This is a genomic window from Ligilactobacillus sp. MP3 (genome assembly GCF_024436335.1).
Taxonomy (GTDB): domain Bacteria; phylum Bacillota; class Bacilli; order Lactobacillales; family Lactobacillaceae; genus Ligilactobacillus; species Ligilactobacillus salivarius.
In genome coordinates, this window is sequence record NZ_JANFQI010000005.1 from 73,273 (window position 1) to 98,627 (window position 25,355).

41 protein-coding genes are annotated in these 25,355 nt (G+C 35.1%); 37 read left to right on the top strand and 4 right to left on the bottom strand.

The features are described from left to right. Position 1: 1 nt before the first annotated feature. Genes NOU10_RS05190 through NOU10_RS05200 form a run of 3 tightly spaced genes read left to right on the top strand, consistent with a single transcriptional unit; the run spans position 2 to position 2,141 of the window. Positions 2-832, top strand: coding sequence for a transporter substrate-binding domain-containing protein (locus NOU10_RS05190; RefSeq protein WP_255906233.1), 831 nt, complete (start codon positions 2-4; stop codon positions 830-832). Further along, positions 829-1,467, top strand: a complete 639-nt coding sequence (locus NOU10_RS05195) for an amino acid ABC transporter permease (RefSeq protein WP_003701287.1) — start codon at positions 829-831, stop codon at positions 1,465-1,467. The genes NOU10_RS05190 and NOU10_RS05195 overlap by 4 nt, the downstream gene beginning before the upstream one ends. A 20-nt stretch (positions 1,468-1,487) precedes the next feature. Continuing rightward, positions 1,488-2,141, top strand: coding sequence for an amino acid ABC transporter permease (locus tag NOU10_RS05200; RefSeq protein WP_003705326.1), 654 nt, complete (start codon positions 1,488-1,490; stop codon positions 2,139-2,141). Between the two features lie 47 nt (positions 2,142-2,188). Here NOU10_RS05200 and NOU10_RS05205 read toward each other — a convergent pair whose 3' ends face one another. Then, entirely contained in the window at positions 2,189-3,508 is a 1,320-nt protein-coding gene (locus tag NOU10_RS05205; RefSeq protein ID WP_003709682.1) for an APC family permease, read from the bottom strand. A gap of 249 nt (positions 3,509-3,757) precedes the next feature. Here NOU10_RS05205 and NOU10_RS05210 point away from each other — a divergent pair, with 249 nt between their 5' ends. After that, positions 3,758-4,150, top strand: a complete 393-nt coding sequence (locus NOU10_RS05210; RefSeq protein ID WP_003701292.1) for a GNAT family N-acetyltransferase — start codon at positions 3,758-3,760, stop codon at positions 4,148-4,150. A gap of 54 nt (positions 4,151-4,204) precedes the next feature. Here the strand turns inward: NOU10_RS05210 and NOU10_RS05215 are convergent, their stop codons facing one another. Both NOU10_RS05215 and NOU10_RS05220 read right to left on the bottom strand, forming a co-directional pair. Beyond that, complete coding sequence (locus NOU10_RS05215) at positions 4,205-5,182, bottom strand: Gfo/Idh/MocA family protein (RefSeq protein WP_255906234.1); 978 nt, start codon at positions 5,180-5,182, stop codon at positions 4,205-4,207. After that, positions 5,175-5,852, bottom strand: coding sequence for a ribose-5-phosphate isomerase A (locus tag NOU10_RS05220; RefSeq protein WP_255906235.1), 678 nt, complete (start codon positions 5,850-5,852; stop codon positions 5,175-5,177). Before NOU10_RS05220 ends, NOU10_RS05215 begins: the two co-directional genes overlap by 8 nt. Positions 5,853-5,982: 130 nt before the next feature. Here NOU10_RS05220 and NOU10_RS05225 point away from each other — a divergent pair, with 130 nt between their 5' ends. Next, positions 5,983-6,819, top strand: a complete 837-nt coding sequence (locus NOU10_RS05225) for a MurR/RpiR family transcriptional regulator (protein WP_069469033.1) — start codon at positions 5,983-5,985, stop codon at positions 6,817-6,819. 119 nt (positions 6,820-6,938) lie between these two features. Here NOU10_RS05225 and hflX read toward each other — a convergent pair whose 3' ends face one another. After that, a complete protein-coding gene (gene hflX / locus NOU10_RS05230; RefSeq protein WP_250200567.1) occupies positions 6,939-8,198 on the bottom strand; it encodes a GTPase HflX in 1,260 nt (419 codons plus the stop codon). A gap of 289 nt (positions 8,199-8,487) precedes the next feature. Here hflX and rpsJ point away from each other — a divergent pair, with 289 nt between their 5' ends. The 32 genes from rpsJ to NOU10_RS05390 all read left to right on the top strand — a co-directional run bounded on the left by rpsJ (position 8,488) and on the right by NOU10_RS05390 (position 25,345). Then, on the top strand, positions 8,488-8,796 hold the full coding sequence (rpsJ, locus tag NOU10_RS05235; RefSeq protein ID WP_003705315.1) for a 30S ribosomal protein S10: 309 nt from the start codon (positions 8,488-8,490) through the stop codon (positions 8,794-8,796). Between the two features lie 43 nt (positions 8,797-8,839). Continuing rightward, positions 8,840-9,463, top strand: coding sequence for a 50S ribosomal protein L3 (gene rplC, locus NOU10_RS05240; RefSeq protein WP_003701302.1), 624 nt, complete (start codon positions 8,840-8,842; stop codon positions 9,461-9,463). Between the two features lie 24 nt (positions 9,464-9,487). Next, a complete protein-coding gene (gene rplD, locus NOU10_RS05245; protein ID WP_003701303.1) occupies positions 9,488-10,111 on the top strand; it encodes a 50S ribosomal protein L4 in 624 nt (207 codons plus the stop codon). Beyond that, complete coding sequence (gene rplW / locus NOU10_RS05250; protein ID WP_003709690.1) at positions 10,111-10,395, top strand: 50S ribosomal protein L23; 285 nt, start codon at positions 10,111-10,113, stop codon at positions 10,393-10,395. Before rplD ends, rplW begins: the two co-directional genes overlap by 1 nt. A gap of 25 nt (positions 10,396-10,420) precedes the next feature. Beyond that, positions 10,421-11,254, top strand: a complete 834-nt coding sequence (gene rplB / locus NOU10_RS05255; protein ID WP_003701306.1) for a 50S ribosomal protein L2 — start codon at positions 10,421-10,423, stop codon at positions 11,252-11,254. A 47-nt stretch (positions 11,255-11,301) separates the two neighbouring features. Further along, complete coding sequence (gene rpsS / locus NOU10_RS05260; RefSeq protein WP_003705314.1) at positions 11,302-11,583, top strand: 30S ribosomal protein S19; 282 nt, start codon at positions 11,302-11,304, stop codon at positions 11,581-11,583. A 17-nt stretch (positions 11,584-11,600) separates the two neighbouring features. Then, positions 11,601-11,948 carry a 50S ribosomal protein L22 gene (gene rplV, locus NOU10_RS05265; protein ID WP_003701308.1) on the top strand — a complete coding sequence of 116 codons (348 nt, stop codon included), beginning with the start codon at positions 11,601-11,603 and terminating at the stop codon, positions 11,946-11,948. 13 nt (positions 11,949-11,961) lie between these two features. Next, the gene (gene rpsC / locus NOU10_RS05270) at positions 11,962-12,618 is read left to right on the top strand and encodes a 30S ribosomal protein S3 (protein ID WP_003701310.1); all 657 of its coding nucleotides are present in this window, start codon (positions 11,962-11,964) and stop codon (positions 12,616-12,618) included. Positions 12,619-12,621: 3 nt separating this feature from the next. Continuing rightward, positions 12,622-13,056, top strand: a complete 435-nt coding sequence (gene rplP / locus NOU10_RS05275) for a 50S ribosomal protein L16 (RefSeq protein ID WP_003705312.1) — start codon at positions 12,622-12,624, stop codon at positions 13,054-13,056. Beyond that, positions 13,046-13,240 (top strand): 50S ribosomal protein L29, encoded by a 195-nt coding sequence (gene rpmC / locus NOU10_RS05280; protein WP_003701313.1) that lies wholly within the window; start codon positions 13,046-13,048, stop codon positions 13,238-13,240. Before rplP ends, rpmC begins: the two co-directional genes overlap by 11 nt. Before the next feature lie 26 nt (positions 13,241-13,266). Further along, positions 13,267-13,533 (top strand): 30S ribosomal protein S17, encoded by a 267-nt coding sequence (gene rpsQ, locus NOU10_RS05285; protein ID WP_003701314.1) that lies wholly within the window; start codon positions 13,267-13,269, stop codon positions 13,531-13,533. Between the two features lie 58 nt (positions 13,534-13,591). Next, positions 13,592-13,960: a 50S ribosomal protein L14 gene (rplN, locus tag NOU10_RS05290; RefSeq protein ID WP_003701315.1), complete on the top strand. Its 369-nt coding sequence runs from the start codon at positions 13,592-13,594 to the stop codon at positions 13,958-13,960. A 34-nt stretch (positions 13,961-13,994) separates the two neighbouring features. Then, positions 13,995-14,300, top strand: a complete 306-nt coding sequence (gene rplX / locus NOU10_RS05295; RefSeq protein ID WP_003701316.1) for a 50S ribosomal protein L24 — start codon at positions 13,995-13,997, stop codon at positions 14,298-14,300. A 24-nt stretch (positions 14,301-14,324) separates the two neighbouring features. Continuing rightward, a complete protein-coding gene (rplE, locus tag NOU10_RS05300; protein ID WP_003701318.1) occupies positions 14,325-14,867 on the top strand; it encodes a 50S ribosomal protein L5 in 543 nt (180 codons plus the stop codon). Between the two features lie 12 nt (positions 14,868-14,879). Beyond that, the gene (locus tag NOU10_RS05305; RefSeq protein ID WP_003701320.1) at positions 14,880-15,065 is read left to right on the top strand and encodes a type Z 30S ribosomal protein S14; all 186 of its coding nucleotides are present in this window, start codon (positions 14,880-14,882) and stop codon (positions 15,063-15,065) included. 34 nt (positions 15,066-15,099) lie between these two features. Then, entirely contained in the window at positions 15,100-15,498 is a 399-nt protein-coding gene (gene rpsH, locus NOU10_RS05310) for a 30S ribosomal protein S8 (protein ID WP_003701322.1), read from the top strand. A 32-nt stretch (positions 15,499-15,530) separates the two neighbouring features. Next, complete coding sequence (gene rplF, locus NOU10_RS05315) at positions 15,531-16,067, top strand: 50S ribosomal protein L6 (RefSeq protein WP_003701323.1); 537 nt, start codon at positions 15,531-15,533, stop codon at positions 16,065-16,067. 35 nt (positions 16,068-16,102) lie between these two features. After that, the gene (gene rplR, locus NOU10_RS05320) at positions 16,103-16,468 is read left to right on the top strand and encodes a 50S ribosomal protein L18 (RefSeq protein WP_003701325.1); all 366 of its coding nucleotides are present in this window, start codon (positions 16,103-16,105) and stop codon (positions 16,466-16,468) included. A 21-nt stretch (positions 16,469-16,489) separates the two neighbouring features. Next, on the top strand, positions 16,490-16,990 hold the full coding sequence (gene rpsE, locus NOU10_RS05325) for a 30S ribosomal protein S5 (protein ID WP_003701326.1): 501 nt from the start codon (positions 16,490-16,492) through the stop codon (positions 16,988-16,990). 13 nt (positions 16,991-17,003) lie between these two features. Continuing rightward, positions 17,004-17,186 (top strand): 50S ribosomal protein L30, encoded by a 183-nt coding sequence (rpmD, locus tag NOU10_RS05330; RefSeq protein WP_003701327.1) that lies wholly within the window; start codon positions 17,004-17,006, stop codon positions 17,184-17,186. 35 nt (positions 17,187-17,221) lie between these two features. Further along, on the top strand, positions 17,222-17,656 hold the full coding sequence (gene rplO, locus NOU10_RS05335; RefSeq protein ID WP_003701328.1) for a 50S ribosomal protein L15: 435 nt from the start codon (positions 17,222-17,224) through the stop codon (positions 17,654-17,656). A 2-nt stretch (positions 17,657-17,658) separates the two neighbouring features. After that, positions 17,659-18,957, top strand: a complete 1,299-nt coding sequence (gene secY / locus NOU10_RS05340; protein ID WP_003701329.1) for a preprotein translocase subunit SecY — start codon at positions 17,659-17,661, stop codon at positions 18,955-18,957. 99 nt (positions 18,958-19,056) lie between these two features. After that, positions 19,057-19,716 (top strand): adenylate kinase, encoded by a 660-nt coding sequence (locus NOU10_RS05345; protein WP_003701331.1) that lies wholly within the window; start codon positions 19,057-19,059, stop codon positions 19,714-19,716. Positions 19,717-19,930: 214 nt separating this feature from the next. Next, positions 19,931-20,149: a translation initiation factor IF-1 gene (gene infA / locus NOU10_RS05350; RefSeq protein WP_003689399.1), complete on the top strand. Its 219-nt coding sequence runs from the start codon at positions 19,931-19,933 to the stop codon at positions 20,147-20,149. Between the two features lie 35 nt (positions 20,150-20,184). After that, positions 20,185-20,298: a 50S ribosomal protein L36 gene (gene rpmJ, locus NOU10_RS05355; protein ID WP_003689393.1), complete on the top strand. Its 114-nt coding sequence runs from the start codon at positions 20,185-20,187 to the stop codon at positions 20,296-20,298. Positions 20,299-20,323: 25 nt separating this feature from the next. Beyond that, positions 20,324-20,689, top strand: coding sequence for a 30S ribosomal protein S13 (rpsM, locus tag NOU10_RS05360; protein WP_003701333.1), 366 nt, complete (start codon positions 20,324-20,326; stop codon positions 20,687-20,689). A 27-nt stretch (positions 20,690-20,716) separates the two neighbouring features. Next, complete coding sequence (gene rpsK, locus NOU10_RS05365) at positions 20,717-21,103, top strand: 30S ribosomal protein S11 (RefSeq protein ID WP_003701334.1); 387 nt, start codon at positions 20,717-20,719, stop codon at positions 21,101-21,103. Between the two features lie 84 nt (positions 21,104-21,187). Then, positions 21,188-22,132 carry a DNA-directed RNA polymerase subunit alpha gene (locus tag NOU10_RS05370; RefSeq protein WP_003701335.1) on the top strand — a complete coding sequence of 315 codons (945 nt, stop codon included), beginning with the start codon at positions 21,188-21,190 and terminating at the stop codon, positions 22,130-22,132. Positions 22,133-22,165: 33 nt separating this feature from the next. Further along, positions 22,166-22,549 (top strand): 50S ribosomal protein L17, encoded by a 384-nt coding sequence (gene rplQ, locus NOU10_RS05375; RefSeq protein WP_003701337.1) that lies wholly within the window; start codon positions 22,166-22,168, stop codon positions 22,547-22,549. Between the two features lie 313 nt (positions 22,550-22,862). Continuing rightward, positions 22,863-23,711, top strand: a complete 849-nt coding sequence (locus tag NOU10_RS05380; protein WP_255906237.1) for an energy-coupling factor ABC transporter ATP-binding protein — start codon at positions 22,863-22,865, stop codon at positions 23,709-23,711. After that, complete coding sequence (locus tag NOU10_RS05385) at positions 23,687-24,550, top strand: energy-coupling factor ABC transporter ATP-binding protein (RefSeq protein WP_255906238.1); 864 nt, start codon at positions 23,687-23,689, stop codon at positions 24,548-24,550. Before NOU10_RS05380 ends, NOU10_RS05385 begins: the two co-directional genes overlap by 25 nt. Beyond that, positions 24,551-25,345, top strand: a complete 795-nt coding sequence (locus NOU10_RS05390) for an energy-coupling factor transporter transmembrane protein EcfT (RefSeq protein ID WP_255906239.1) — start codon at positions 24,551-24,553, stop codon at positions 25,343-25,345. Positions 25,346-25,355 lie beyond the last annotated feature (10 nt).

Below are 25,355 nucleotides of genomic sequence, written 5' to 3' on the forward strand. Positions count from 1 at the left end.
TATGAAAAATTTAAGAAAAGTAACATTGCTTTTTTCAGCGTTGTTAATGATCTTTTTCTTAGGAGCATGTGGAAAAAAAGATAAAGCAGCAAATATTGCTCAGAGAACTGAAGAAACTAAGACAGTTACCTGGGGTGTAAAAGCAGATACTAGATTATTTGGTTTAATGAACATTAAGACAGGGCAAATTGAAGGTTTTGATGTAGATATGGCCAAGGCATTAACGAAAAAGATGTATGGCAAAGATGCTAAAGTAAAATTAGTACAGACAACAGCCAAAACTAAGATACCACTCTTAAAAAATCAAAATATTGATGCTGTAATTGCTGCGATGACAATCACGCCTGAAAGACGTAAGATAGTTGAATTCTCACAACCATATTTTGCAGCTGGTCAATCATTATTGGTGCCAGAAGATAGCACAGTTAAGAATGTTCATGACTTAAATAAAAAGGGCATGGTTGTTTTAGCTGTAAAAGGAACAACTGCTGTAGCAAATATTCATAAGTTTGCTCCTAAAGCTAAAGTTTTGGAATTTGATGATTATGGTCAAGCATTTACAGCTTTGAAATCTGGTCAAGGTCAAGCGATGAGTACAGATAATGGTATATTGGCAGGGATTGCTTCTGAAAATCCTGGTTATCAGGTTGTAGGTGGTAACTTTACTAATGAACCTTATGGAATTGCTGTAGATAAAGGCCAAACTCAAATGATAAAAAGAATTGATAAAGCTTTAGATGAATTAAAAGCTGATGGTACTTATGATAAGTTAATTCAAAAGTGGTTTGGAAATGTTAAGGGGTTTGATGCGAAAGGAGCTGGAGAAAGATGATACATATACTATCAGAAAATTGGCAAACTTTCCTAACGGGGTTTGAAAATACGATTTTATGTAGTGTGATTGCACTATTCTTCAGTTTGATAATTGGATCAATATTTGCAATTTTGCAAACAGTCCCTTCTAAATTAGTGAGGACAATAGCTAATATTTATATTGAAATTTTCAGAAATATTCCTTTATTAGTTATTACCATGGTGTTTTATGTAGTAGTACCACAATTTTTTATTAAATTAAGTGGATTTACTGCAGGAACAATCGGTTTAACATTATATACCTCAGCTTTTATTGCAGAAACTGTAAGAGCTGGGATTAAAGCTGTTGGAGTTGGACAAATGGAAGGTGCACGAGCAAATGGTTTAACTTACTGGCAAACAATGAGATACATTATTTTGCCACAAGCTTTTAAATTAGTAATACCTCCACTGGGAAATCAATTTATTAATTTGATTAAAAACTCATCAGTATTAGCGTTTGTTGCTGGCTTTGATTTGATGTATCAAGGTGATGTAATAGCTTCAGCTTCTTTTGAAACAATTAATACTTATTTAGTTGTAGGTGTGTTTTATTTGATTTTGACATTGCCTTTAAGTTATTACATGCGTTATTTGGAAAAGAAATTGGCATAAATTAAAAGGAGGCGACTTAGATGTCAACATTTGAACAAGCATATTCATGGATAAATCTACGCTTTCTTTTAGAAGGATTGTGGGTAACGCTAGAAGTATCAGTGATTTCAATTGTTTTAAGCTTTATAATTGGTTTAATCCTAGGAGTAATCAGATATGTTAAGATTAAATATTTATCTGCAGCTGTAGGCTTTTTGATTGATATTATTAGAAATCTTCCTTTGCTGTTAATTATTTTCTTCACTTATTTTGGGTTACCAGAGCTAGGTTTAAGAATGACACCAATGTTAGCGGCTGTTACTGCCTTGGTAGTTTTTGAATCTGCGATGTTAGCAGAAATTGTTCGTAGTGGTATTCAAGCTGTTCCGGTTGGACAAATGGAAGGTGCAAGGTCAAGTGGGCTGACCTATGTACAAGCAATGTGGCATATAATTATGCCTCAAGCATTACAAAAGATGATACCACCTTTAGTATCGCAATTTATATCCTTAGTTAAAGATACATCTTTAGCAACTATCATCGTTTTACCAGAATTGCTATATCATGCACAGATCATATATAGTCAAAATACAACTTACATGGTACCAATGTACTTAATGATTGCAGTTATGTATTTTGTAGTATGTTATTGCTTGTCATTGGTAGCTAGAAGATTAGAAAAAAGATACGGTTAGAGATAAAAAAGTACGGCAGATTTGAATTGCCGTACTTTTTTGTGGAATTATTTTTTGACTTTCCAATAATATACTGGAACACCGATTAAAATAAATACAAATGAAACTAATACACCGTTAAGATCAGAGAATATTTCGCTAAGCATAACGAAGATAGCTCCTAAAATAGCAATAATTGGTGTAAGAGGGTATAGAGGAACTTTAAAAGGTCTAACTAAATCCTTGCGTTGTTTACGAAGTTTAAATAAACCGAAAAATGCAATGAGATAAAAACAATAAATAGAAAAAATACAAATTTCGGATAATCTATCAGGGTTAAAGAATAATATCAAGATAGATGCAAAACTAAACATTGTAAGCACTGAAACAACAGGGGAAAACATTCTAGGATGTAACCAAGCTAATTGTTTTGAAAATGGAAGCTCGTTAGCGCGTGCCATCGCAAACATAATTCTTGGGAATGTCATAATCTTACCATTGATTGTACCAATAATAGAAATAATAATTCCAAGATTGAGAATTTTACCCCCAATTGAGCCGAACATTTTAATTGCAAAATAAGGAGCGGCATTTTCTCCGAGTTTAGTTATCTGATTAGCTGGCATAGCCTTGAAAATTCCTACAGTAAGTAAAACATACACGATTAACACAAAGGAAGTTCCTAAGATGATTGCTAATGGAAGAATTTTTTGAGGGTTTTTAATTTCTCCACCAAGATTAGCAATTAAGATCCAACCATCGTAAGCAAAAAGTGTAGCTAATACAGCAACGCCGAAGTTACCAATGGAAGCTTGACCGTTACTTACGACTTGTCCTAATGCGTGTTCATCTCCAAATAAAATTCCGCAGATAATGATTAAAAATATAGGAACCATTTTACAGAGTGTGGTAAATATTTGTAGTGCGGCCCCAAATCTATTGGATAACAAATTGAACAATGAAATTAATAAAATCGAAATAATTGCAATTGCGGGTGTCCAAGTTCTAGGAAAATGGAAAAATGCACCAATTAAGATAGCAAGGTATGCACCTAGAGATGCGATTAAGGCAGGACCATAAACAATTATTTGAACCCAACCAGCTAAGAAACCCCAGAATTTACCATATATTTTTTCGATATAAACATATAATCCACCAGTATGAGGAAATAAAGATCCAATTTCAGCGATGGTTAAGCCACTAGTTAATGTAATGATACCACCGATAACCCACGCAGCGATTGCCATGGTTGTAGTATGGGCATTAGCCAAAATGGAAGATTGTTTAAAAAATATTCCTGAGCCAATAATTGTTCCAATAACTAATGATAATGCTGAATATAAACCTAGCGAACGCTGAAGTTGAACATGATTTTTATTTTCTGGCATATTTCTCCTTCTTTCTGAGTAAAAATGATATTTTTATAATTATTTAAAAAACTCATAGTATTAATGTTAACATAGTGATGCTAAAAGATAAATAATTATTAGAAAATAAAAGCTTTTAATTAAATATATACATAAAATACACATTATTAAAAGTAAACTTGTAATAATTAGAGATTTTGAGTATAATTATATTTAACAATTATAATTTTTGTTTAATCATTTTTTCATATTTCGAAAGTAGGTGATATTGTGGATTTGAAAGTAAACCCTAAATTTAATAAAGGTGAGTTACTGAATTTGTATGCTGCGCTAGGAAGAAAAGACGAGCTAGAAAATTATGATTGCTTTAGAAAGAGTTTAAAGAAGTCTTATGTGATAGCTGCTTATGATCAGGGACGCTTGGCAGGGTTAGTTAACGCAATTAGCGATAATGCAACTACTGTTTATGTAAAAGACCTTTTAATATCACCTAATTTTGATAAATCAAAAGTGGGAAAATTCTTGATTGAACACTTAAAAAGTTATTATAAAGCAGTTCCTAAAATTATAATATCTACTAGTGACACAGATACTTCAGAATTAGTCTTGTTAAAGAGCGTAGGTTTTGAGGAACAAGATCAAAAAATTTTAGAATACTCCTAATAAATAAATCGGATAATGGATCAAGGTAAAATTGATTCATCATCCGATTTTATTTTATTTAGTATAATTCATACCCCAATTGTCACGAACCCGATTTAAAATATGAGCTACATCTTGTGAAAGTGATAGCTGACCGTCATCATGACCTTGTGATATATAACTTTGCATATCCATAACTTCGTAATTTAAAGCTTTAGCAGAATCGCCTGCAGTTATTGTTTCGTGACTTTCAGTGTGAGCATCTAGGGTGTATGTTACTTTAGCTTCTGTTGCGCGTGGATAATTATTTATTTCTACATATCCTTTTGTGCCAGATATAACACCACGTTTAGGTTGTTTAGCGCGCATTGAAAGAGCCATGACAGCTAACTGTTCTTGAGAATTCTTTAAAATAATACCGGATTGTTCATCTACTCCAGTTTCAAAGAATTTAACCGTTGTTAAAGTTACTTCAGGCTGTTCATTTAAGAACATACGAGCAAAGGCAGTAGCATATCCTCCAATATCAAGTAAAGCACCACCAGCTAATTCTTTTGCGAAGAAACGATTATTTGGATCATAGTCCTTAAGGCTACCAAAGTTTACTTGAACGAGTTTGATATCACCTAATTTACCGCTAGAGATTAGGTCTCTTACTTTTTCATAGATAGGCATGTGATAAAGAGTAAATCCTTCAGTTAAAATTAAGTTTTTAGACTTAGCTAAGGCAATAACCTCATCTAATTGTTTAGCGCTAATAGTAATAGCTTTCTCAGCAAAAACATGTTTTCCTGCATTCAATGCTTTCTTTATATAGTCATAATGAGATATATGTGGAGTAGCGATATAAATAATATCTACATCCGGATCTGTGATCATTTCATCAGGATTTATAAAAGTATGCTTAACATTCTTTTCTTTAGCAAATTTATATAGAGATTCTTCATTCGGATTAGATACAGCGTAAATTTCACCATTAACTTCATTCAAAGCGTCAGCCATTTCATGTGCAATCCAACCAGTTCCGATAATACCCCAATTATATTTATGCATGTAAATCACCTTTCTTTATTTCAATAGGATTATTATTTTTATCAAGTGTTAAAACAGAGTGGACAATGTTTTCAAAATATGAAGTTGATACAACTCCATTAAGTGAATTCAGTTTGCTATTTATTTTTTTAATGTCTTGCCAGCTTTCACAGTAGCAATCAATAAGATAATTGCCTAGAGGTGTACGGGCGTAACTAGCAATAGCACTGCCCGGTCTTAATTCGGCTTTTAAACCTAATTGTTTAGCTGCAAACAAAACAGAGTCAACAGAAGGAGAAACAACTTCTAAACAAAGTTGAACATTTGGATTAAGAGAAGCTTTTAATCTTTCTGGTGGAGATATAATAATGTATTTTTCTGCTTTATAGGCATACTCTTTTTCAAATGTATGGATACCACCGTTACTTTTTAAGACATTTAAATCGAAATCAATAGCATCACAACCATCAAAACCAAATTCGATAGTAGAGGCTTCAGTTATATCAATGAGATTTAAATTTAAATCACGACAAATTTGTCTAGTATATTCTGAAGGAGAACAAACTTTAATATTCAATTCAGGATGCTGACTCAATTTATGAGTGAGTTTTTTAACATTACTTCCCCCACCTAAGCTAATAGTAGTGTCAGGGTGGAGTAAATTGAACGCAAGATCGATAATATTATCCATAACGATTCCTCCAAATAAATTCATTTAAGAAATTAATTTTCAACAAAATAATAATATTGAAAATTAATTTTGTCAAGGATAGAATTAAATAGTAAGTTAAAATGTAGTAAAGTAATAACGAGGTGAGCAAATGAATAAAAATATTATCGATACTATATATGAAAAAATGCCTCACATGTCGCAAACTGATAAAAAAATATCAGAAGTTGTGTTGAAAAATCCTCAAAAAACGGTGGATTTCACAATTTCAGAATTATCCAAGTTAGCGCAGGTGAGCGATGCTTCTGTATCTCGTTTTTGTAAAAATTTGTCATTGTCTGGGTTTCATCAGTTGAAAGTGGAGTTAGCTAAGGCCTCACAGAATGAAGATAACTACTATAAAGAATTAGATAAAGATGATGTAGGTAATTCTATAAAAAGTATCTTGGATAATAAAATAGTAGAGATAAAGAATACAATAGAAGGAATTTCAAAAACAGAACTAAAAGAGATAATGAATATTTTAAAAAAATCTCGGATAGTGCAGTTTGCTGCTGAAGGAGATACTTATATTGTGGCTCAAGATGCAGAGTATAAATTTAATCAAATAGGCTGCTTAGCAATTTCCTCTAATATGTGGGAGAATGCCTTGGCACAGACTTTAAATATGAGCAGTCAAGATTGTATCGTGGCCATTTCTAATTCAGGGGAATCATCCAGACTTCTAAAGCAGATAGAAGGAGCTAAGAAGAAAGGAATAAAGGTTATAGCTATTACAAACCATTCTGAGTCGCCATTAGCATTGTTAGCAGACTATCATATAAAAACAGCTTTCCGCCAAAGAGTATTGCAGTCTGAATATTATTTTTCGCGAGTTGCTGCTATGTCAGTAATAGAATTATTATTCTTATTATTAATTGTTGAAGATAAACAAATGCTAGAATCTATAAAAAATCACGAAGAATTAATTGCCGTTACGAAAATATAAAAAAGGTTGGTAAAAGTCTCAAAATTAAAAAACGTCAGAAATCAAGTTTTCATAACGTGATTTCTGGCGTTTTTGCTGTTGATAGTTTAACTTGAAATGAAGTTTTCCCTAACTTCTTTTTAGTCTATAATGAATTGCTTAAGTTGTTGTGCCATAATAGGCGTTGATTCAGCTGTTATTTTAGTACCCTCAGCAAGATAGTCAGTTTTTAAAATGTTTGCCTGCTTGTTAATTATTTCTAAGTAGCGTCCCTCAGAAAATGGAATTAAGTAAGTATGAGTAACATAGTCCTGAAATAGATTTTCTTTGATTAAGTTAATTAACATTTCAATAGACTTTTTATCCTTAGCGCTATAGTAAAATTGATTACCAACAGAGCTTGGGTAAGGTGTACTTGTTAAATCAGATTTGTTATAAGCATATATCATAGGGATATCTTTAACTCCGATTTCATCCAAAGTTTGTTTAGTTGTTTCAATCATATCTTTTGCGTGTTCATCACTACCATCAATAACTTGAATCAATAAGTCAGCTTGATTAGCTTCGGAAAGGGTAGTACGGAAAGCTTTAACCAATTGGTGAGGTAAGTCGGAAACGAAACCAACAGTATCACTTAAGAAAAATTCCTTGTTATCGGGTAATTTAATTTTTCTAATAGAAGTGTCAAGAGTAGCGAAAAGCATGTCTTTTTCAAAAACTTCCTTATTAGTAGGTTGTTCCAGTAGTTTTAATAGTCCATTCATAGTAGTTGATTTTCCGGCATTTGTATAACCAACTAGAGCAACAGTTTTAATGCTAGAACGTTCTCTTGCACGACGTTGATTTTCATGCACGCTCTCTATTTCTTTGAGTTCTTTGGAAAGATTACTAATCCTTTTTTCAATAACACGCTTATTAAGTTCTAATTTTGTTTCCCCAGAACCACGGTTGGTATAACCACCACCAGTATTACCAGCAGTTTGTTGGTCCATACGGTTGATGCTAGAAGTTCTTAATCTAGGTAATTGATATTGTAATTTTGCAATTTGGACTTGGAGTTTAGCTTCTTTTGTTTGAGCTCGAGAAGCAAATATTTCTAGAATCAAGGCCGTTCTATCAATAACTTGAAGCCCAGTAATATCTTCGAGGTTACGCAATTGAGTAGGGGTTAGCTCTGCATTTACAATTAAAGTGTCAATATCATTAATTTCTCCCACATTACGAATTTCCTCAGCCTTTCCTTTACCAAAGTAAGTAGCAGCAATTGGATGCTCTAATTTTTGCTTCACAGAAACAACAACTTCCATATTATTAGCGTAGGCTAAAGATGAAAGTTCATCCATTTTATATTCGAAATTTTCATAGTCATTTTCTAAACCAGCAATAATAACAGGTAACACGTATAAGCCTCCTAAAAATTATTTCTACTATATTATAATATAGTAGTTTTTAGAGTAAAGAAAGCCAGATGAAAATAAAAAATGAAAAAATTGAAAAAAATACTTGATTTGCCATCTATTTTATAATAATATAGAAAAGTACTTGTTCAAGGGGACGAGTATAGTTTAGTTGTTTATTTTTCAGCTTTGATGTGGAAGGTTGCGACACACCCGGCCGCTTTGCCACGAGTGGATCGGTAATTTCCACGGAGCTAGTCTTATTTTTAAAATAGACGAAGGAGGGAACAAGATGGCAAAACAAAAAATTCGTATTCGTTTAAAGGCATACGAACATCGCATTTTAGATCAATCCGCAGATAAGATTGTGGAAACAGCAAAGAGAACAGGTGCTACAATTTCTGGTCCTATTCCATTGCCAACAGAACGTACACTTTACACAGTGATTCGTTCACCACACAAAGACAAGGATTCACGTGAACAATTCGAAATGCGTACTCACAAGCGTTTGATTGACATCGTTAATCCAACACCAAAGACAGTTGATTCATTGATGAAACTTGACTTACCTTCTGGTGTAGATATCGAAATCAAACTTTAATTATTAATTATATATAGAAAATAAAAATATTGGAGGTGTACTCATGACCACTAAAGGAATCTTAGGAAAAAAAGTAGGTATGACTCAAGTCTTTACTGAAAATGGTGAATTAGTTCCTGTAACAGTTGTTAAAGTTGATTCTAACGTTGTATTACAAGTTAAGACAATGGAAAACGACGGTTACGAAGCTATCCAATTAGGTTTTGATGACTTGCGCGAAGTTTTAACAAACAAACCTGCTAAAGGTCATGCAGCAAAAGCAAATACTACTCCTAAGCGCTTCGTTCGTGAAATTCGCGATGTTGAGCTTGGAGAATATAAAGTTGGAGACGAAGTTAAGGCAGATATTTTCGAAGCTGGAGACTTCGTGGATGTAACAGGTACGTCTAAAGGACATGGTTTCCAAGGATCTATCAAACGTAATGGTCAACATCGTGGACCTATGGCTCACGGTTCTCGTTACCATCGTCGTCCAGGTTCTATGGGTGTTATTATCAACCGTGTTATGAAGGGTAAATTACTCCCAGGACGTATGGGTGGCAACAGAGTTACGATCCAAAACTTGGAAATCGTTAAAGCTGATACAGAAAATGGCGTACTTTTGATCAAGGGTAATGTGCCAGGCGCAAACAAATCCTTAGTAACAATCAAAAGTACAGTAAAATAAATCGAGGAAGGGAGGAAATAACACATGCCAACAGTTGCATTATTCAAACAAGATGGTAACCAAAATGGTGAAGTTCAATTAAACGAAGCTATTTTTGGTATTGAACCAAACAATAATGTTGTTTTTGATGCAGTTATCATGCAACGTGCATCATTACGTCAAGGAACACATGCTGTAAAGAATAGAAGTGCAGTTCGTGGTGGTGGTAAGAAGCCATGGCGTCAAAAGGGTACAGGTCGTGCTCGTCAAGGTTCTATTCGTTCACCACAATGGGTTGGTGGTGGTACCGTATTTGGTCCAACACCTCGCTCATACAGCTACAAACTTCCACGCAAAGTTCGTCGCTTAGCTATTAAATCTGTTCTTTCTCAAAAAGTTGCAGATGAAAGCTTGGTAGTAGTTGATGCATTGAATTTTGATGCACCAAAGACAAAGGCATTTGCTGAAGTATTAAGTAACTTAAATGTAAATTCTAAAGTGTTAGTAGTTCTTGAAGATGACAATACAACTGCAGCATTAGCAGCTCGTAACTTGAAGAATGTTACAGTTATTCCTGCTAAGGGATTAAATGTATTAGACGTTATCAACAATGATAAGTTAGTCATCACTCAAGGAGCTCTTTCTCAAGTAGAGGAGGTTCTTGCATAATGGAATCACGCGATGTAATTTTACGTCCAGTTATCACAGAAGCTTCTATGGCTGAATTGGACAACAAACGTTATACATTTGACGTAGACACACGTGCAACAAAGGGTCAAATCAAAGATGCTGTTGAAGACATTTTTGAAGTTAAAGTTGCTAAAGTTAACGTTATGAATGTTAAAGGCAAAAAGAAGCGTATGGGTCGCTACGAAGGCTACACAAAGAAGCGTCGTAAGGCTATCGTTACTTTAACTGCTGAATCTAAAGAAATTAAATTATTTGAAGAATAATTCTTTGTAATAGGAGGGAAACACTGTGGGGATCAAAAAATTCAAACCAACCACTAACGGTCGTCGTAATATGACTGGTTCTGATTTTGCTGAAATCACAAAAACAAAGCCTGAAAAATCTTTGTTAGTTTCTAAGAGCAAAACAGCTGGTCGTAACGCTTATGGCCGTATCACAGTTCGTCACCGTGGTGGTGGACACAAACGTAAGTATCGTTTGATCGATTTCAAACGTGTTAAAGATAATGTACCTGCAACTGTTAAGGCAATCGAATATGATCCAAACCGTTCTGCTAACATTGCTTTGCTTGTTTATGCTGATGGTGTTAAATCATACATCCTTGCACCTAAGGGCTTGAAAGTAGGCCAAGTTGTAGAATCAGGTAAAGATGTTGATATCAAGGTAGGTAACACATTACCACTTGCAAACATTCCTGTTGGTACAGTTATTCACAATATCGAATTAAAACCAGGTAAAGGTGGACAATTAGTTCGTTCTGCTGGTACATCAGCTCAATTACTTGGTAAAGAAGGTAAGTATGCTATCATCCGTTTAACTTCTGGTGAAGTTCGCATGATTCTTGTAACTTGCCGTGCAACAATTGGTGCTGTTGGTAATGAACAACACGAATTAATCAAGGTTGGTAAAGCTGGTCGTGCTCGTTGGGCAGGCAAGCGTCCACAATCTCGTGGTTCTGTAATGAACCCTAACGATCACCCTCATGGTGGTGGTGAAGGTAAAGCTCCTGTTGGTCGTCCAAGTCCTATGTCACCATGGGGTAAGAAGACTACAGGTCTTAAGACTCGTTCTAAGAAAGCAAGATCCAATAAGTTTATCGTACGTAGCCGTAACAAGAAATAATTTAAAAGCGGCCTAATGATTATATAATCCGGAAGGAGGATTACACTTTGAGTCGTAGTTTGAAAAAAGGACCTTTTGTCGATGAACATTTGATGAAAAAGGTTGAAGCACAAGCTGATCAAGAAAAGAAGTCAGTTATTAAAACATGGTCACGTCGTTCAACAATCTTCCCAAGTTTTATTGGTTATACGATTGCAGTTTATGATGGTCGTAAGCATGTTCCAGTTTATATCCAAGAAGATATGGTTGGACATAAATTAGGTGAATTCGTGCCAACTCGTACATTCCATGGTCATGGAAATGACGACAAGAAAACTGGCGTTAGATAGTTAAGGGAGGATAAAAAATGGCTGAACAAGTTACATCAGCAAAAGCAACTGCCAAGACAGTTCGAATCCCTGCACGTAAAGCACGTCTAGTGATCGATCTTATCCGTGGTAAGAGTGTTGCTGAAGCATTTGGTATCTTGAAGTTTACTCCAAGATCAGGTGCTTACTTAATCGAAAAAGTATTAAAGTCTGCTGTTGCTAATGCAGAAAACAATTTTGACTTAGATGTTGAAGATTTGTATGTAAGCGAAGCTTTTGTAAATGAAGGACCAACTTTGAAACGCTTCCGTCCTCGTGCTAAAGGTTCCGCTTCTCCAATCAACAAACGTACAAGCCACATTACTGTTGTGGTATCAGTTAAATAAGGAGGGATAACGCGTGGGTCAAAAAGTAAATCCAACAGGTTTACGTGTCGGAATCATTCGTGATTGGGACGCAAAGTGGTACGCAGAAAAAGACTTTGCTTCTAACTTACACGAAGATTTACGCATCCGTAAGTATATCGAAAGTAAATTAGCCGACGCTTCTGTTTCTACCGTAGAAATTGAACGTGCAGCAAAACGCGTTAACATTTCAATCCATACTGCTAAACCAGGTATGGTTATTGGTAAAGGTGGATCTGAAGTTGAAAAGCTTCGTAAAGAATTAAATAACTTGACAGGTAAGAGAGTTCACATTAACATTGTTGAAATCAAGAAGCCTGATTTAGATGCAAAATTAGTTGGTGAAAGCATTGCAGAACAATTAGAAAACCGTGTTGCTTTCCGCCGTGCTATGAAGCAAGCTATTCAACGTACAATGCGTGCAGGTGCTAAGGGTATCAAAGTTCAAGTTGCAGGTCGTTTGAACGGTGCTGATATGTCCCGTGTAGAACGTTTCTCTGAAGGAACAGTTCCTTTGCACACATTGCGTGCAGATATCGATTATTCATGGGTTGAAGCTCACACTACATATGGTAAATTAGGTGTTAAGACATGGATTTACCGTGGTGAAGTTTTACCAGCAAAGAAAGAAAACAGTAAAGGAGGGAAATAATCTATGTTAGTACCAAAGCGTGTTAAGCATCGTCGTGAATTCCGTGGTAAGATGCGTGGCGAAGCTAAGGGTGGTAAAGAAGTTACTTTTGGTAAATATGGTTTGAAAGCATTAGATTCTCACTGGATCACTAACCGTCAAATCGAAGCTGCTCGTATTGCTATGACTCGTTACATGAAACGTGGTGGGAAAGTTTGGATTAAGATTTTCCCTCACAAGTCTTATACAGCTAAAGCTATTGGTGTTCGTATGGGTTCCGGGAAAGGTGCTCCAGAAGGTTGGGTAGCACCTGTAAAGCGTGGTAAAGTTTTATTTGAAATCGATGGAGTTTCTGAAGAAGTAGCTCGCGAAGCTTTACGTTTAGCTTCCCACAAGCTCCCAATTAAAACCAAGTTTGTACAACGTGAGGAAGTAGGTGGCGAATCAAATGAAGGCTAAAGAAATTAATGAATTAACCACTGCTGAAATGCTAGAAAAAGAAAAGCAATTCAAAGAAGAATTATTTAACTTACGCTTCCAATTAGCTACCGGTCAATTAGAAAATACTGCTCGCTTAAAAGAAGTACGTAAGAACATTGCACGTATCAAGACTGCATTACGTCAACAAGAATTAAATAAATAGAATACGAAAAAGGAGGCTAATCGCGCATGAGTGAAAGTCGTAACCAACGCAAAGTCTATCAAGGACGTGTCGTTTCTGACAAGATGGATAAAACTATCACAGTTGTTGTTGAAACTTACAAGAATCACAAAGTTTACGGCAAACGTGTTAAGTATTCCAAGAAATTTAAAGCACATGACGAAAACAACGAAGCAAAAGTTGGCGATATCGTCAAAATTATGGAAACTCGCCCATTGTCAGCTACAAAACGTTTCCGTTTATTAGAAATCGTTGAAAAAGCAGTTATTTTGTAATAAATAACATTTGCACTGATTCGTATTCTGATCTAATAACGAAAGGAGGACACATACTGTGATCCAACAAGAGAGTCGTTTAAAAGTCGCTGATAACTCCGGTGCTCGTGAAATTTTAGTTATTAAGATTTTGGGTGGTTCCCGTGTAAAGACTGCAAATATCGGTGACATCATTGTTGCTACTGTTAAACAAGCAACACCAGGTGGCGTTGTCAAAAAAGGTGATGTTGTAAAAGCTGTTGTTGTTCGTACTAAGTATGGTACACACCGTCCAGATGGCTCATACATCAAGTTTGACGAAAATGCTGCTGTAATTATTGGTGAAGATAAATCACCTAAGGGTACACGTATTTTTGGGCCTGTTGCTCGTGAATTACGTGACGGAAACTTCATGAAGATCGTTTCCTTAGCACCTGAAGTATTATAATCAATTATCGTCAGCAAGGAGGTGCGAAGTAATAATGTTCATTAAGAAAAATGATAAAGTTAAAGTGATCGCTGGTAAGGATAAAGGTAAGGAAGGTACAGTAGAAAAAGTATTTCCTGCTCAAGACCGTGTGATCGTTAAAGGCATCAATATCGTTAAGAAACACCAAAAACCAACTAACGCAAATCCAAATGGTGGGATTGTTGAAGTTGAAGCACCAATCCACGTTTCTAACGTTATGTTGATTGATCCTTCTAACAATGAAGCTACTCGTGTAGGCTTTAAAGTAGTTGACGGTAAGAAAGTCCGTGTTTCTAAAAAATCAGGTGAAATTCTATAGTAAGGAAAGGAGGATACTTTCTTCATGGTTAACCGTTTAAAAGAAAAATATGATAATGAGATCGTTCCATCTTTGATGGAAAAATTCAATTACACATCAATCATGCAAGCACCAAAGGTTGATAAGATTGTTATCAACATGGGTGTTGGTGATGCTGTAAGTAACGCAAAGCGTTTAGATGAAGCTGTTGATGAATTAACTTTGATTGCAGGTCAAAAACCTGTTATTACAAAAGCTAAGAAATCTATCGCTGGTTTCCGTTTACGTGAAGGTATGGCTATTGGTGCTAAAGTTACATTACGTGGTCAACGTATGTACGAATTCTTAGATAAATTAGTATCCGTATCACTACCTCGTGTTCGTGACTTCCATGGTGTAAGCAAGCGTGCCTTTGATGGTCGTGGTAACTACACATTGGGTATTCGTGAACAATTAATCTTCCCTGAAATTGATTTTGATGATGTTAACAAAGTTCGCGGTATGGACATTGTTATCGTTACAACAGCTAATACAGACGAAGAATCAAGAGAATTATTAACACAACTTGGAATGCCATTCGCTAAATAAGGGGGTTTCACATTGGCTAAAAAGTCGCAAATTGCAAAGAATAAACGTCCTGCAAAGTTCTCAACACAAGAATATACACGTTGTGAACGTTGTGGCCGTCCACATTCTGTATACCGTAAATTTAAGTTATGCCGTGTTTGCCTGCGTGATCTTGCTCATAAGGGTCAAATCCCTGGCATGAAGAAAGCTAGCTGGTAATCCATAAAAGATAAGCAAAGGAGGCAAACGAACAATGGTCATGACTGATCCTATTGCAGATTTCTTAACACGTATTCGTAATGCTAACATGGCAAAACACGAATCATTAGAAGTTCCTGCATCAAAAATCAAACGTGACATTGCTGAAATCCTTAAGAATGAAGGATTTGTACGTGATGTTGAATATATCGATGATGACAAACAAGGCATCATTAGAGTATTTTTGAAGTATGGTAAGGGTAATGAAAGAGTTATTTCTGGTATCCGTCGTATTTCAAAACCAGGTTTACGTTCATATGTAAAAGCAGATGCTGTTCCTAAGGTTTTAAACGGTTTAGGAATTGCTATCTTATCCACTTCTGAAGGTGTTATCACTGATAAAGAAGCTCGTGCCAAGAAAATTGGTGGCGAAGTAATAGCTTACATTTGGTAATAAATAATAAAACGTAAGGAGGTGCCTAATCCGTGAGTCGTATTGGTTATAAAGTAGTTAACTTACCAGAAGGCGTTGAAGTAAAACAAGATGGTAATGTAGTAACAGTCAAGGGACCTAAAGGTGAATTGACACGTGAATTTTCTGACAAAATTACTATTAAAGTAGAAGGAAATGAAGTTTCTTTCGAACGTTCAGCAGAAGACAACAAAACAAAAGCTTTACATGGTACAACACGTTCAAACTTCCATAACATGGTAGTTGGTGTATCTGAAGGTTTCAAGAAGGAACTTGAACTTCGTGGTGTTGGTTATCGTGCACAAATGAAGGGTAAAACATTAGTATTGAATGTTGGTTACTCTCATCCTGTAGAATTTGAAGAAGAAGAAGGTATTACATTCGAAACACCTTCCGCAACTTCAATTATTGTATCAGGTATCAACAAGGAAGAAGTTGGCGATTGCGCAGCTCGTATTCGTGCAACTCGTGCACCTGAACCTTACAAGGGTAAAGGTATTCGCTATGTTGGCGAATATGTACGTCGTAAGGAAGGTAAGACAGGTAAATAATGCAGCATAATTTGCTGAATAAATAAATCTAAGAGGTGAAAATTGTGATTTCAAAACCAGACAAGAATAAGACACGTCAAAAACGTCATGCACGTGTCCGTGGTAAAATCTCTGGTACTGCTGAGTGCCCACGCTTAAATGTTTATCGTTCAAACAAAAACATCTACGCTCAAGTTATTGATGACGTAGCGGGTGTGACGCTAGTTAGTGCCTCTACTTTAGACAGTGAAGTAAGTGGCAACACAAAGACAGAACAAGCTAGTTCTGTAGGTGCTGTTGTTGCTAAACGTGCTGTAGAAAAAGGTATCAAAGAAGTTGTATTTGACCGTGGCGGATACCTATATCATGGTCGTGTACAAGCTTTGGCTGAAGCTGCACGCGAAAATGGTTTGGACTTTTAGGAAAAGGAGGAAATAACGTTTATGGCTTTTATTGATCCAGCTCAATTAGATTTAGAAGATCGCGTTGTTGCGATTAACCGTATCACTAAAGTTGTAAAAGGTGGACGTCGTCTACGTTTTGCTGCTTTGGTTGTTGTTGGTGACCACAACGGCCACGTAGGTTTTGGTACTGGTAAAGCTCAAGAAGTACCAGAAGCTATTCGTAAGGCTGTTGACGCTGCTCGTAAGAACTTAATCGAAGTTCCTACTGTTGGAACGACACTTCCTCACGAAGTTATTGGTCAATACAGTGGTAGTCGTATTATGTTGAAACCAGCTATTGCCGGTTCCGGAGTTGCAGCAGGTGGTGCTGTTCGTGCCGTTATGGAACTTGCAGGTATTGCTGATGTTACAAGTAAATCATTAGGTTCAAATACACCAGTTAATGTTGTACGTGCTACATTTGATGGTTTAGTAAATATGAAGGACGCTGAAAGTGTCGCAAAATTACGCGGCGTTTCCGTTCAACATTTAGCAGAATAAGGAGGACATATTCATGGATAAATTAAAAGTTACTTTAATTCGTTCTGTCATTGGACGTCCTCAAAACCAACGCGATATCGTAAAAGGCTTAGGTCTTGGTCGAGTAAATAGCTCTGTTGTTGTTCCTGACAATGCAGCTATGCGTGGTGCAATTAGAAAAATCAATCATTTAGTGGACGTTGAATTGGCTAAATAGTCTATTTTATAAATTAACAAGGAGGTGCCAACCTAATGAAATTACATGAATTGAAACCTGCTGAAGGTTCACGCCAAGTACGTAATCGTGTTGGTCGTGGTACTTCATCTGGTAATGGTAAGACTGCTGGTCGTGGTCAAAAAGGTCAAAAGGCTCGCGGTAAGGTACGTTTAGGTTTTGAAGGTGGACAAATGCCATTGTTCCGTCGTATGCCAAAACGTGGTTTCAAGAACATCAATCGTAAAGAATATGCTATTGTAAACTTGGAAACTTTAAATAAATTTGAAGATGGTGCAGAAGTAACACCTGCATTATTAGTAGAATCTGGTATCATTAAAGATGAAAAAGATGGTATCAAAGTACTTGGCAATGGTACATTGAACAAGCAATTGACTGTAAAGGCAAGCAAGTTCTCTGCATCTGCTAAGGAAGCAATCGAATCTAAAGGCGGTAAAGCTGAGGTGATTTAATAATGCTTAAGACAATGAAGAACGCCTTAGCTGTAAAAGAGATTCGAAAAAAAATCTTATTTACCTTAGGTGTCTTGATTGTATTTCGCTTAGGCACTTATATCACTGTCCCTGGGATCAACGCTAAAGCTCTGCAAAGCGTTGCATCTTCAGGGTTAATTAATATGTTGAATATTTTTAGTGGTGGTGGTTTAACTAACTTCTCACTATTTGCTATGGGTGTTTCTCCATATATTACTGCGCAAATTGTTGTTCAGTTATTACAAATGGATATTGTTCCTAGATTTGTTGAATGGAGTAAACAAGGTGAAGTAGGGCGTAGGAAGTTAAATCAAGTAACTAGATATTTAACTATTGTGCTTGCGTTTGTACAATCAATCGCAATTACTGCTGGTTTTAATGCTTTGAGTAGCTTAAACCTTGTAACTAACCCAAGTGTTAAAACATTTGTAGTTGTAGGAATTGTTTTAACTGGTGGAACTATGTTTACTACATGGTTGGGTGACATGATAACTGATAGAGGTCTGGGAAACGGAATCTCTATGATTATTATGGCTGGTATTTTATCTCGTGTTCCAGATGGAATTGTACAGATTTATAAAGATCAGTTCTCAGGTGTTACTGGTAGTGATTTATGGGAACCAATATTATATGTAGTTATTTTATTGATTGTTATTTTAATAATCGTTACATTTGTTACGTATGTTGAACAAGCAAGCTATAAAATTCCTATTCAATATACTAGAAGATTGGCTGGAGCAACTGAAAATTCTTATCTACCATTGAAAGTTAATGTTGCTGGGGTTATTCCTGTTATTTTTGCTAGTTCATTTATTTCAGCACCTCAAACAATACTATTAGCTTTCACACAGAACCACTCTGAAGATACATGGTATAAGATTATGACAAGCATTTTTAATATGCAATCTACTCCAGGTATGATTCTTTACACAGTTTTAATTGTAGTATTTACTTTCTTCTATGCATTTGTTCAAGTTAACCCAGAAAAACTTTCTGAAAACTTGCAAAAACAAGGAAGTTACATACCTAGTGTATGGCCAGGAAAAGAAACTGAAAGATATGTATCAAGATTATTGATGCGTCTCAGTTCAGTAGGTTCATTGTATCTAGGTCTTATTTCATTAATTCCTTTAGTTGCATCCGCAGTTTGGGGATTGGATGAATCAATTGGACTAGGTGGTACTAGTTTATTGATTGTTGTTGGTGTTACAATTCAAACAATTAATCAATTAAATGGTATGATGATGAAACAAGAATACGTAGGCTTTATACGTGAATAAGAACTGAAAAGGTCAGAGAGATATTTTATATCTTTCTGACCTTTTGTATATTAAAAAAATAAGTTATAATTAACAAGTACAATTTAGGAGGTAATTATAATGGCAATGAATTTAATGTTGATGGGGTTACCAGGGGCTGGTAAAGGAACACAAGCTGAAAGAATCGTTGATGAATATAAGATTCCACATATTTCTACTGGTGATATTTTCCGCGCTGCTATGAAGAATGAAACTCCAATGGGATTAGAAGCTAAGAAATATATCAACAAAGGTGAATTAGTTCCAGATGAAGTAACAAACGGAATTGTAAAAGAACGTTTGACACAAGATGATACTAATGTAGGTTTCTTATTAGATGGATTCCCAAGAAATATGGCTCAAGCAGAAGCATTAACTGAAATGGGAAAAGAATTAGGAAAAGAATTAAACGGTGTTATCAATATTCATGTTGATCCAGAATCATTAATGGAAAGATTAACAGGTAGATATATTTGCCGTAATTGTGGTGCTACATATCATAAAGTATTTAATCCAACTAAAGTAGAAGGTACATGTGATCGTTGTGGTGAACACGAATTTTACCAACGTGATGATGACAAGCCAGAAACAGTTAAGAACCGTTTGGATGTAAATATCAAGATGAATACACCATTACTTGATTACTATAAAGAAAATGGTTTATTACATGAAGTTGATGGCAATCAAGATATTGACAAAGTATTTGCTGATATTAAGGCAATTTTAGATAACTTGAAATAAATTTTAAAAGGATGCAAATATTTTTGCATTCTTTTTTAATTATTTCTTGAATTAGTTAGGTATATGTGATATTATAATTCAGGTTTATCTTTTCAATAGGCTCAGTTTGCCTTTAAATAGGCAAATGAACTTGCGGAAAAAGGTGGGACTCCAAAGAAAGCTTCTCACATTTTTACGTGTAAAGTTTTAAAACCAATTAAGGAGGTACTTTTGCATGGCGAAAGATGATGTGATTGAAATTGAAGGCACGATTAAAGAAACGTTGCCTAATGCGATGTTCAAGGTTGAACTCGAAAACGGACATGAAATTCTAGCACATGTTTCCGGTAAAATTAGAATGCACTATATTCGTATCTTGCCTGGAGATAAAGTGACAGTTGAAATGTCCCCTTACGATTTAACTAAGGGACGCATTACCTATCGCTTTAAATAGATTGTACTTCGAGAATATATTAGGAGGTATAATTAATGAAAGTAAGACCATCAGTTAAACCAATGTGTGAACACTGTAAAGTAATTAAGCGTAAAGGTCGCGTTATGGTTATTTGCAGTAATCCAAAGCACAAACAACGTCAAGGATAATAATTAATTAGGAGGTGTAATTGTAATGGCTCGTATTGCAGGTGTCGATTTACCACGTAACAAGCGTGTCGTAATCGGATTAACTTACATTTATGGTATCGGTAATTCCACAGCTCAAAAGATCTTGAGCGAAGCAGGTGTTTCAGAAGATGTTCGTGTACGTGATTTAACAGCTGATCAAGAAGATAAGATTCGTGCAGTTGTAGATAAGTACAAAGTTGAAGGTGATCTTCGTCGTGAAGTTTCCTTAAACATTAAGCGTCTTTCTGAAATTGGCTCTTACCGTGGTCTACGTCATCGTCGTCATTTACCAGTTCGTGGTCAAAATACTAAGAACAACGCACGTACACGTAAAGGCCCAGCAGTTTCAATTGCAGGTAAAAAGAAATAATAATTAACAAAGGAGGTTAGCTATTTCATGGCAGTTAAGAAATCACGCAAGCGCCGTGTAAAGAAGAATATAGAGAGCGGTGTTGCACATATTCATTCAACATTCAATAATACACTTGTTATGATTACTGATGTTCATGGTAACGCAGTAGCATGGTCTTCAGCTGGTTCTCTTGGTTTCAAGGGTTCTCGTAAGTCTACACCATTTGCAGCACAAATGGCTTCTGAAGCAGCTGCTAAAGGTGCTATGGAACATGGTATGAAGACAGTTGAAGTAGCAGTTAAAGGACCAGGTTCTGGTCGTGAAGCAGCAATTCGTGCTCTTCAAACAACAGGTTTGGAAGTTACATCTATCAAGGATGTTACACCAGTTCCTCATAACGGATGCCGTCCTCCAAAACGCCGTCGTGTTTAATGTGGGTCAGTATTCATTTTTGAGAGAAACTCATAATGTTTTCGCCAGATTACACGTTACGTTTTGAAAGGGGTAAAGATAAGAATGATCGAATTTGAAAAACCAAAAATTCATAAAATTGAAGAAGATAATAACTACGGCAAGTTTGTTATAGAACCGCTTGAACGTGGTTATGGTACAACTTTAGGTAACTCTTTACGTCGTATCTTACTTTCTTCATTACCAGGTGCTGCTATTACAGACGTTCAAATTGATGGTGTTCTTCATGAATTTTCTACTATTCCAGGTGTTCTTGAAGATGTTACTTTAATCATTTTGAATTTGAAGAAAGTTGCTTTAAGTATGGAGTCTGAAGACAGTCAAGCATTAGAAATTAATGTTACTGGTCCGATGGAAGTGACTGCTGGAGATATCCAGAGTAATAGTGATGTAGAAGTTCTTAATCCAGAACAATATATTTGTACAGTTGCTGATGGGGCTGAACTTCATGTTCGGATGAATGCTAATAAGGGTCGTGGTTATGTTTCAGCTAATGATAATAAGGCTCTTGCAGATGATATGCCAATTGGTGTATTACCTATCGACTCTATTTATACCCCGATCGAACGCGTTAACTACCAAGTAGAGAAAACACGTGTTGGTCAAAAAAATGATTATGACAAATTAACTCTTGATGTGTGGACAAATGGTTCTATCACTCCTAGTGAAGCTATTAGTCTTTCTGCTAAGATTTTAACAGAACACTTGGCATTGTTTGTTGATTTAACAGATGAAGCTAAGAATGCTGAAATCATGGTAGAAAAAGAAGAAACGCATAAAGAAAAAATGTTAGAAATGACGATTGAAGAGCTTGATTTGTCAGTTCGTTCATATAACTGTCTAAAACGTGCAGGTATCAATACAGTTCAAGAATTAACTAATAAATCTGAAGCTGACATGATGAAAGTACGTAACTTAGGACGTAAATCCTTAGACGAAGTTAAGGCTAAATTGGCAGATCTTGGCTTGTCTTTACGTCATGATGACTAGAATTTACTATAACTAAAGGGAGGGAATCTGTTCATGGCTTACCGCAAATTAGGACGCACAAGTGCACATCGTAAGGCAATGTTGCGTAACTTAACAACTGATTTAATTGTTAACGAAAAAATCGTTACAACAGAAACACGTGCTAAAGAAGTTCGTAAATTTGTTGAAAAGATGATTACTTTAGGTAAAAAAGGTGATTTAGCTTCTCGTCGTCGCGCTGCTGCATTTGTAATGAATGTTGTTGCTGATGTAAAAGAAGAAAACGACGATGTAGTTGTTCAATCAGCTTTACAAAAGTTATTTGATGATCTTGCACCTCGTTTTGCAGAACGTAATGGTGGTTATACTCGTATTCTTAAGATGAGTGAACGTCGTGGTGACGCTGCAAAGATGGTTGTGCTAGAATTAGTCGACTAAACTTTCGATAAGTAAATAAAAGAAATTGTCACTTTTATAACGATAATTGGGTGTTATGATGTTGGGAGATATAATTAACCGAGTCTAGTCCAAAGTAGCAGATATTTGATATCTTGTGAATCTTCGTTATAAAAAGTGATTTTTTGTTTTCTATAAAATTGATATTTATCATAATCATTGGTATATTAGCATTTTAAAGACACTCATTACGAGTGTCTTTTTTGTTTGAATACGTCATGACTAAAGTAAGTTTTCTTAGTTTATATATGGTATATTATTACTATGTATATATAATATCTAGGAGTAATTGTTTATGAGTTTGACAGATGGAAATATAATTAAAATTAATAATTTATCTTTCAAATACGCTCGACAAAATAAATACATTCTGAAAAATTTAACTTTAAATATAAAGGATGGTCAATGGATAGCTTTAATTGGGCATAATGGTAGTGGAAAGTCCACATTAGCTCGATTAATAGATGGACTGCTAAAGGCTGAATCTGGCAGTATAAAAGTTGATGGCTATGAAATGAATGAAAAAAATATTTGGGATATTAGAAAAAAAATAGGAATGGTATTCCAAAATCCCGATAATCAGTTTGTTGGTGCGGATGTTGAAAGTGATATAGCATTTGGTTTAGAGAATCAAGGAGTACCTAGAGAAGAAATGGTATCACGTGTAGCCGATGCTTTGAAAATTGTTGGGATGGAGAAATTTGCTACACATGAGCCTGCAAGATTATCTGGTGGACAAAAGCAAAGAGTAGCAATTGCTGGAGTATTAGCATTGAGACCTAAAATAATTATCCTCGATGAAGCTACAAGTATGCTTGATCCAGAAGGAAGAAAAGGTTTGATTACTCTTATCAAAAATTTAAAAGATGAGTATAAGTTCACTGTTATTTCTATTACACATGATATTGATGAAGCTACTTTAGCAGATAGAGTTATTGTTCTCGATGACGGTAAAATAATTGATGATGGTAAGCCAGAATCTATTTTTATAAAGAATGATGAATTATTAAATATTGGATTAGATATTCCTTTTGCTGAGAAGATTAGAAGAGAACTTACAAAAAAGGGTGTAGATATTCCAAATAAATATTTTACAGAAGAGGAAATGGTCGATTGGTTATGTCAATTCAAGCAAAAAAATTAAATTATACTTACCAAATTGGAACACCTTTAGAACATGTAGCATTGAAAGATGTATCTATAAATATTGAAGATGGTAGTTATACGGCAATAGTTGGACATACCGGTAGTGGCAAATCTACATTGTTACAGCATCTGAATGGCCTATTGAAACCTACTAGTGGAGAAATTTCAATCAATGGATATACAATTGATAATACTACTAAAAATAAAGAGTTGGGAAAATTAAGAAAAGAAGTAGGATTTGTTTTTCAATTTCCTGAAGCACAATTATTTGAAGAAACAGTTCTAAAAGATATAGCATTTGCTCCTAAAAACTTTGGAAAAAGTGAAGATGAAGCCGAAAAAATTGCAAGAGAAAAAGCAAAATCAGTAGCTCTTCCTGAAGAAGTATTGGAGAAATCACCTTTTGAATTATCTGGTGGTCAAATGAGAAGAGTAGCAATTGCAGGGATTTTGGCAATGGAACCAAAAGTTTTAGTATTAGATGAACCAACTGCGGGATTAGATCCTGAGGGACGCCATCAAATGATGGAAATGTTTAATAGATTGCATAAAGATGAAAACTTAACAATCATCTTAGTAACACACCAAATGAATGATGTTGCTGAATATGCTGATCATGTAATAGTCTTGGAATCAGGTAAAGTAATTGCTGATTCTACTCCTAAAGAACTATTTAGTGATCCAGAGTGGTTAAAAAATCATCATTTAAATCTTCCACAAACTACAGATTTTGCCTACAAATTGTTTGATAAGTTAGCTCTTTCTAAACATAGTATTCCACTACAAAGTGAAGAGTTAACTGATGAAATTTTGAAAATACTAGGGGGGAAAATTTGAATGAATAAATTACTTTTAGGAAGATATATCAATGGTAATTCTTTAATTCATAGAATGGATCCTCGAAGTAAATTAGCACTAAGTTTCTATTTTATAGGGATAATTTTTCTCGCTAATAACTGGCAAACATATTTATTGTTGATAGCTTTTACTTTTTTGGGAGTATTGTTATCAAAAATTAAATTGAGCTTTTTTATTAGAGGAATAATACCATTAGTTTGGTTAATATTATTTACAGTATTATTACAAGTCTTTTTTACAAATGGTGGTCGTGTATTTTGGCATTGGGGGCCTTTTACATTATCTAAATATGGGCTAGTAAATGGTGTCTATGTATTTTTTAGATTTGTCTTGATAATAGTGATGTCTACCTTATTAACATTAACAACATCGCCATTAGAAATTTCAGATGCTATGGAGTCATTGTTAAAGCCATTGAAATATTTGAAGGTTCCAGTATATGAAATTTCTCTAATGCTTTCGATAGCATTAAGATTTGTACCTACTTTAATGGATGAAACAGCTAAAATAATGAATGCTCAGCGTTCAAGAGGTGTTAATTTTGGTGAAGGTTCATTAGTTGAGCAAGTAAAAGCTGTAATTCCTATACTAATTCCATTGTTTGTATCTTCTTTCAATCGAGCTGAAGATTTGGCTACTGCGATGGAAGCTCGAGGATACAAAGGTGGAGAGGGTAGAACTAAATTTAGAGTACATGTATGGAAATTGCGTGATACGATGACTATCATTGCTTTTGCAGTTTTAACAATAGCATTAATTATTCTAAAAAACTAATTGAAAGGAA